Annotated in this window: 8 protein-coding genes; 4 read left to right on the top strand and 4 right to left on the bottom strand. The window is 68.5% G+C overall.

What is annotated here, in order from left to right; translation table 11 throughout:
- Window positions 1–735 (bottom strand): SLC13 family permease (locus tag HC022_RS17125; protein ID WP_254885145.1); only part of this gene is annotated, 735 nt, incomplete at its 3' end.
- Between the two features lie 63 nt (window positions 736–798).
- Between HC022_RS17125 and HC022_RS17120 the strand changes: the two genes are divergently transcribed.
- Window positions 799–1089 carry a hypothetical protein gene (locus HC022_RS17120; RefSeq protein WP_167453235.1) on the top strand — a complete coding sequence of 97 codons (291 nt, stop codon included), beginning with the start codon at window positions 799–801 and terminating at the stop codon, window positions 1087–1089.
- Window positions 1090–1368: 279 nt separating this feature from the next.
- Here HC022_RS17120 and HC022_RS17115 read toward each other — a convergent pair whose 3' ends face one another.
- Window positions 1369–2178, bottom strand: coding sequence for an enoyl-CoA hydratase-related protein (locus HC022_RS17115; protein WP_217704020.1), 810 nt, complete (start codon window positions 2176–2178; stop codon window positions 1369–1371).
- Entirely contained in the window at window positions 2171–3043 is an 873-nt protein-coding gene (gene mmsB / locus HC022_RS17110) for a 3-hydroxyisobutyrate dehydrogenase (protein WP_167453233.1), read from the bottom strand. Before mmsB ends, HC022_RS17115 begins: the two co-directional genes overlap by 8 nt.
- Window positions 3044–3310: 267 nt before the next feature.
- Here mmsB and HC022_RS17105 point away from each other — a divergent pair, with 267 nt between their 5' ends.
- Window positions 3311–4210: a LysR family transcriptional regulator gene (locus tag HC022_RS17105; RefSeq protein ID WP_167453232.1), complete on the top strand. Its 900-nt coding sequence runs from the start codon at window positions 3311–3313 to the stop codon at window positions 4208–4210.
- 159 nt (window positions 4211–4369) lie between these two features.
- Here the strand turns inward: HC022_RS17105 and HC022_RS17100 are convergent, their stop codons facing one another.
- Window positions 4370–5293, bottom strand: coding sequence for a LysR family transcriptional regulator (locus tag HC022_RS17100; RefSeq protein ID WP_254885144.1), 924 nt, complete (start codon window positions 5291–5293; stop codon window positions 4370–4372).
- 107 nt (window positions 5294–5400) lie between these two features.
- Between HC022_RS17100 and HC022_RS17095 the strand changes: the two genes are divergently transcribed.
- A complete protein-coding gene (locus tag HC022_RS17095; protein ID WP_089960020.1) occupies window positions 5401–5904 on the top strand; it encodes a TRAP transporter small permease subunit in 504 nt (167 codons plus the stop codon).
- Window positions 5894–6182 (top strand): TRAP transporter large permease subunit (locus tag HC022_RS17090; protein WP_175583625.1); only part of this gene is annotated, 289 nt, incomplete at its 3' end. The genes HC022_RS17095 and HC022_RS17090, both read left to right, overlap by 11 nt.

Raw genomic sequence — 6182 nt, 5'->3', positions numbered from 1 at the left:
AATATCCGAAAGCGGACGACCGGCGTAGGTGTCGTCCGCCAGCACCGCCTCGGAGAGAAACGTGGTCTCGCCCAGCATCTGCTCGGGGTCGCTGGCCTCGCGGTCGGGCAGCAGCCAGCGGCCGAGCAGTGCAAGCGTCACCCCGCCCGCCAATGCCACCGCGATGCCAATGGGCGTGATCTCGAAGATCGAGAACGGCTCGAGCCCCTGCCCGCGTGCGACGCCATCGACCAGCAGGTTGGTCGAGGTGCCGATCAGCGTGCAGGTGCCGCCAAGGATCGCCACGTAGCTGAGCGGGATCAGCAGCCGGGTCGGAGCCTTGCCGAGCGCCGCCGCGAGCCGGATCACCACCGGGATCAGCACCAGCACCACGGGCGTGTTGTTGACGAAGCCCGAGGCAACCAGCGTCACGCCGAAGATCACCGCGAGCGCCAGCGCCGGCCGCTCCTTCGCCTGGCGGATGACGGTGTCCGAGACCGCCTCGAGCACCCCGGTGCGCACCAGCGCGCCCGAGAGCACGAACATTGCCCCGATGGTCAGCGGCGCCGGGTTCGAGAACACCGAGAGCAGCTCGTCCGGCCCGACGTAGCCGAGCGCCACGAAGAGTGCCGCCAATCCCGCAGCTGGCACCTCCGGCGGGTAGAGCTCGAGCATGAAGAAGGTGAAAAGCCCGACGATCAGCCCGAGTGCGATCAAGGCTTCGCGGTTTTGCAGTAGGTCCTGAAACTCTGTCATCGTGACTCACTCATTCGCCAAACTCAACGCGGCAGGACGCCGGAGGTTGCGCAACCTACTGCCATGTCGGCAAAAATTCTCCTGCCCTCGCCAGGGCACCGCGCGCGCCCTGCCAAACGAGGCGGCATCCTTGCCCGCGCCACGCCCGAGCAAAGGCTGCCCATCGTCAACGCCATGCAGGCCAATGTCGAGGTCGCGGCGACGACCGGCGACCGGATAAGTGACCCGCCCGCGCCGCGCAGTGCCGACATCGGCGTCGCCATGAGGATCATCGGCACCTCGGTGGCCACGGACAGCGCCGCGCTGGTGCCGTACGGCGACAATTTCCCGACCATCCCCGGCGCCGTGCGGTAGGACCCGCGCATCTACGACCGTCTGCCGACCGTCGGGCGCGGCGCGGTAAAAATCACGGACGGATGATGTCCCGGACGGCTCAACCGGGCCCGGACCACGAGAGGTTGCCGGAATTGCAATGCCGTCGAAGTCCCGGGCATGGTGTTTGCAGGTCGAACATCGGTCAGGGTTTGCGTGCCGAAGCCGGGCGGCGATCCGGTCGCCCTGCGCCGGAGGCTCCCGCCGCAGATGGCCCCGCCCCGCGGCAATCGCGCGGCGGGGTCCGGTCAGTCCATCCGGTCAGTCCGTGCCGTCTCCCGGCGTCGACCACACCGGCGGGCGCTTCTCGATGAAGGCGCGGGCACCCTCCATGGCGTCGGCACTCACCATGAGCCGGCGGATGATGTCGTCGCTCACCGGCCACGCCCGCTGCTCGGCTTCCAGCTCGAGCAGGCGCGCCAGACGCAGCCCCTCGGTCACCGACTCCGGCGCGCTTTTCAGCACCTCCTCGGCCAGCGCCAGGGCAGCGGCGCGCGCCTCGCCCTCGGGCACCACGCGGTTGAGCAGGCCCCAGGCCAGCGCCTCCTCGGTCGTGAAGGGTGCGCCGGTCAGCACCAGCTCGCGCGCCCGCGCCGGCGGGATCCGCTGCGCGAGGCGGAACACGCCCCCCGCCGCCGCCACGAGGCCGATGCGCGCCTCGGGGATGCCGAAGCGGGTGCCCTCCTCGGCCACGGCCATGTCGCAGGACAGCATGATCTCGAGCCCGCCCGCCAGCGCCGCGCCCTGCACTGCCGCGATCAACGGCTTGCGGCGCTCGAGGCTGACGATGCCGGCGAAGCGGCCCTCGCCGAAGAGCACCTCCTCGACCTTGCCCTCGGACAGCGCCTTGAGGTCCATGCCCGCGCAGAACACCCGGCCGTTGCCGCACAGCACGCCGACGCGCAGCGACGGGTCCGCCTCGAGCCGCCGGATGGCGGCGCGCAGGGCGCCCGCCACCTCGGCGTTGATGCAGTTGCGCTGATCGGGCCGGTCGAGGGTGATGAGCGCGATGGCGCCCTTCACCTCGAAGCGCACCACCCCGTTCAGCTCCGCACCTGCGCCGTCAGCCACGGCCGCGCGTCTCGAAGCCGAGCAGCATGGCAGAGAAGTCCATGCCGCGGCCGTTCTCATCCTCGACGAAGCTGCGGTAGAGCTCGAGCGCGCGCTGGCCCATGGGCGTGTCGGCATCGGCCGCCTCGGCCGCCTGCTGCGACAGGCCGAGGTCCTTGAGCATCAGCTCGGCGGCGAAGCCGGGCTTGTAGTCGTTGTCCGAGGGCGACTGCGGCCCGACACCCGGCGCCGGGCAATAGGCGTTCATCGACCACGAATAGCCCGACGAGGTGCTGACCACGTCGAACATCGACTGACGGTCGAGCCCCAGCTTGTCGGCGAGCGCGAAAGCCTCGCAGGTGGCGATCATGGTGACGCCGAGGATCATGTTGTTGCAGATCTTGGCGGCCTGACCGGCGCCCGAGGGGCCGCAATGCACCGCTTTCTGGCCCATGATGTCGAAGAGCGGCTTGCCTACCGCATAGGCCGCGTCCGAGCCGCCCACCATGAAGGTCAGCGTGCCCGCCGCCGCGCCGCCAATGCCGCCCGAGACCGGCGCGTCAAGCGCACCCAGCCCCGCGGCCTCGGCCTGCGACGCCACCGCACGGGCGCTTTCCACGTCGACGGTCGAGCAGTCGAGCAGCACCGCGCCCTCAGCCATTGCCGGGATCACCTCGTCGGCGACGGCGCGCAGGATGGCGCCGTTGGGCAGCATGGTGATGACCACCTCGGCCCCGGCCACGGCCGCCACGGAGGACTCCGCCACCGCCACGCCCTCGGCGCTGGCGCCCGCGACGTCGAAGCCGGTGACCTCGTGACCCGCCTTGGCAAGGTTGGCGGCCATGGGCGCACCCATGTTGCCCAGTCCGATGAATGCGATCTTCATGCTGTTCTCTCCTCTCGCGGCGCGCGCGCCGGCTGTTCCACCTGTCATGGCGATGGCATGGCAGTGGCGACCCCCTCCCCGGGGTCGCCTGCTCCGCGCCCGACGTCACCTCAGGGCAGCGGCCCTGTCAACGGCGACGCTCCGCTCCTCCGTCGGCGCAGACCGGATGGCTGCCTCCCGCACCGCCCGATTGCCGCGCGACGTAAGCATGGTGGCCTGCGCACGTAAACTGTGAAATCCTCGCATCCGGGTTGCATGGAATCGCATATGACACAAGACTTCGACTGGGGCGCGATGGAATGGTTTCTGGCCATCGCCCGGACCGGGCGGCTGACGCTCGCCGCGCAGAAACTGGGAATCGACCACACCACGCTGAGCCGCCGGGTGAAGACGCTGGAAGAGGCGCTGGACGCCCGGCTCTTCGACCGCACCGTGTCGGGCTACAGCCTGACCCCGCAGGGCGAGCGCTTCCTCGCGGCGGCGCAGCGGGTCGAGACCATCGCGCTGCAGGCCGCCAGCGACATCTCGGGCGAGACCTCGCGCATCGCGGGAACCGTGCGCATCGGCGCGCCCGAGGGCTTCGGCAGCAGCTTCCTCGCCCCCGCGCTTGTGCGCCTGGGGCAGGCGCAGCCGGGGCTGAAGCTCGAGCTCGTCACCCTGCCCCGGCAGTTCAGCCTGACCAAGCGCGAGGCCGACATGGCGGTGAGCCTCGCCCGCCCCAGCAAGGGCCGGCTGCACGCCCACAAGCTCACCAACTACGAGCTCGGCCTCTACGGATCGCACGGCTACCTGCGCGAGCGCGGCCGCCCCGAGACGCTGTCGGACCTGCGCCACCACGGCATCCTCGGCTACATCCAGGACCTGATCTACGCCCGCGAGCTCGACTACATCCCGCAGCTCTCACGCGACATCGCGCCGTGGCTGACCAGCTCAAGCCTGCCCGCGCAGATGAACATGACACTGGCGGGCGGCGGGCTCTGCGTGCTGCCGCGCTTCCTCGCCCATGATCACGAGGGGCTGGAACAGGTGCTCCCCGACGAAGTGCGGCTGGGCCGGTCGTTCTGGCTGGTGGTCCACAGCGAACTGCGCGACCTGTCCCGGATCCGGATCTGCTCGGAGTTCATCACCGAAGAGGTCCGCACCGCCGGCGCCCTCTTCCAATACTGACCACCCGCAGAAAACCCCAACCCCGGGGGCACCACGCCCGGGCTTCATCTTGCCCCTAAACTCCACGGGGGTCCGGGGGTGTGAAACCCCCGGTCCTGCCCTCGCAACAGGCGCAGCCCGACCGCTCAATCCTCACCGCACACCAAACGCCCCACCACCTCACGTGCCCTGCGGCAACAGCAGCAGGTCCCGCCGCGAGCGGGCCGCGCGCTGAAGGTACTCGGACACCGCCCGCACCCGGGCAAGGTCCTCGGTGCTCTGGTGGCTGACGATCCAGACCGTGCGCTTGAGCAGGTAGCGGTCGGTCAGCACGGGCACCAGCCCCGGGTCGTTCAGGGCCATGAACCGCGGCAGGATTCCGAGCCCCGCACCCTCGCGGATGGCCTCGCGCTGCGCGGCCATCGAGCTCGAGGCGAAGCGCACGAGGCGGCGCAGGCCGAGCTCCTCCAAGAACCGTACTTCCGGCGAAAACAGCATGTCGGCGATGTATCCCACCAGCCGGTGATCCTGCAGGTCCGCGAGCGACATCGGCATGCCGTGGCGCTCGAGATAGCCGGGCGAGGCGAAGAAATGCAGGTTGTAGTCGGCGAGCTTGCGCGCCAGCAGCCGGCCGCTTTCCGGCAGCGACAGCCAGAGCGCCAGATGCACCTCCTGCTCCGCCACCCGGAACTGCCGCGAGCTCGGCACCACCTCGACGTCGACCTCGGGGTTATCGCGCTGGAATCGCGTCAGGATCGCTGGCAGGAAGAAGGTTCCGAGCCCGTCCGGAGCGCCGATCCGCACCCTTCCCGCGAGGCGCATGTCCTCGCCCGAGATCTGCTCGTGGAGCTTCTCGCCCGAGTGCTCGATCTCGAGCGCGAAGGGCAGGATCCGCAGCCCCGCCCTGGTCAGCTCGAAGCCGTCGGCCCGGCGCACGAAGAGGTGGGTGCCGATCGCCGCCTCGAGCGCCTTCACCCGCCGGGCAATGGTCGTCTGGTCGACCCCGAGCACCCGGCCCGCGTCGGTCATGCGCTTCATCCGGTGAAGCGCCAGAAACACCTTGAGATCGTTCCAGTCGAAGCCGTCCTGCATGGTTGCAGTCATGATCTGCAAAATTGTCCATGTCAAACCCCCGATGGCTGTCCATAGACTGCCTCGCGAAAGGTTGAGCCCGATGTTTTGGCGTGCACCTTTGCAGGGGAGGGAATACCATGATTCTGATCCGTCTGATCGACGGGTTGAACGAGATCGTCGGGAAAGCGGTCTCGTTTGTCGCAGTCATTTTTGCCGGTATGATCATCTACGACGTGGTGATGCGGTACGGCTTCAACGCGCCGACGCTCTGGGCGTTCGATCTGACCAAGATGCTCTACGGGTTCTATTTCGTGATGCTCGGCGGTTACGCCCTGCGCCACCAGTCGCATGTGCGAGTGGATCTCGTGATCGACAATCTCAGGCCGCAGCTGCGCCGCGTCGTCGACCTTCTCGGCTACCTGATCTTCTTCTTCCCGTTCACCTGGGTCTTCGTGACCAAGAGCTGGGAATTCGCCATGCGCTCCTACGCGCAGAACGAGACCACCTACGGCGCCATCCAGATGCCCGTCTACCCGGTGAAGATCGCCATGGCCGTCGCCGCCTGCCTGCTGCTGATCCAGGGGATCTCGGAAGTGCTGAAACTCGTCCTCAACAAGCCGGAGCAGCACTATGTCAGGTGAAGTCATCGGTCTCATCATGGCCGGCCTGCTGCTGGTCGGCCTGTTCATGGGACACCCGCTGGCCTTTGTCCTCGGCGGCACCGCCGTGCTCGGCGCGGTCATCGCGGGCAAGCCGATGGTGCTCGGCATCGTCATCAACCGCATCTTCGGCGAGGTGCTGGACAACTACATCCTGATCGCCATCCCGCTTTTCGTGCTGATGGCGCGGTTCCTGTCCGACTCCGGCGTGACCGACCGCATGTTCGAGACCCTGCGCCTGCTGATGTCGCGGGTCACCG

Origin of the sequence: Salipiger sp. HF18 (assembly GCF_011806505.1) — a bacterium.
Lineage (GTDB): Bacteria > Pseudomonadota > Alphaproteobacteria > Rhodobacterales > Rhodobacteraceae > Salipiger > Salipiger thiooxidans.
This window is presented reverse-complemented; position numbering and strand designations above follow the sequence as displayed.